1 pseudogene is annotated in these 1038 nt (G+C 55.3%); it reads left to right on the forward strand.

From position 1 onward, the window contains the following. Window positions 1-622 precede the first annotated feature (622 nt). Window positions 623-1038: pseudogene (locus tag NS334_RS18400) on the forward strand (hypothetical protein); the annotation flags it as partial.

Consider the following 1038-nt stretch of genomic DNA (forward strand, 5'->3'; position numbering starts at 1 on the left):
TCTTAGGGTGCCAGTCGTTGCCGGCGAGTTTGCCAGCGATTTGTCATGAACTTGGGGGTATCACGCCATACGCACTGAAGTGTCTGCCACCCCGTAGACCCGCCGAGGAGTCCGGCAGAGTGCCGGCGTTGGGATCATCGACCGTCCGCCCGGAGCGCAGCAGACCGAAGCATCCTGCAGCAACGTGAACCGTAGCGACGTGTTTCAGGATGCTCCGAAACGCTCGCAAAGGATCGAAAATGTTTTCTGCACACCTGTGCACCTACGGTGCAGGAGCCTCCTGAGAACACCGGCTTCGACCCAGATGCCAAAACTGCCGGCCTCAGCCCATTCGCATAAGGGGCACGATATGGTGCGGCTTGGTACAGGCCCACAGTCTATTGTGGTCCGAGACAGTACGCTTCTTCGTACTCCTCGCTCGACTGCGCAGGTTCGATCGGATGCCGCAATCAGCCAGAAATTGATATTGTCGGCGATAGATTGGGGCAATGCACTACCAGTTGCTTGGCATACAACTCAACGAATGCGTTCGGATTGATCTGAGGTGAAGATTTAACATTTCTTTAACTTTTATTATGGTCAATGATCTCGGACTCGTGCAGAAAGGAATGAGGGTAGCTTCATGTTCAGACATCTCGGTGCAGAACGTCGCCTGCGCGATCTCGGCGATTGTTCGGCCCGAGTATTAGGCGGGGAAAGAACAAGCCCATCCCATCATGCGCTGATAGTTTGCTGCTCATTGGTGGTCCTGATCACGGCACTGGGACCTGTGGCGGCGCAGACTATTCCGGCGCGCTCGCCTTCGACGCTCGATGTCTTCGGTGCTCCGTTGGCGGCGGCACAGTTCGACACAACCGAATATCGAGCTGATTGGGGCTCAGCGAAGATTAACGCCGCGACCGCCTATGCACGTGGTTTCACCGGCCTGGGCGTCATGGTAGCGGTTGTAGATAGCGGCATTGACCCTACTCATCCCGAATTTCATAATACCATTTCACCCCTATCGCGGAATTTCATCAAGGGAATTCGGCCTTATAC

The organism is Sphingomonas endophytica (assembly GCF_001476895.1).
In the GTDB taxonomy this organism is placed as follows: Bacteria; Pseudomonadota; Alphaproteobacteria; order Sphingomonadales; family Sphingomonadaceae; genus Sphingomonas; species Sphingomonas endophytica_A.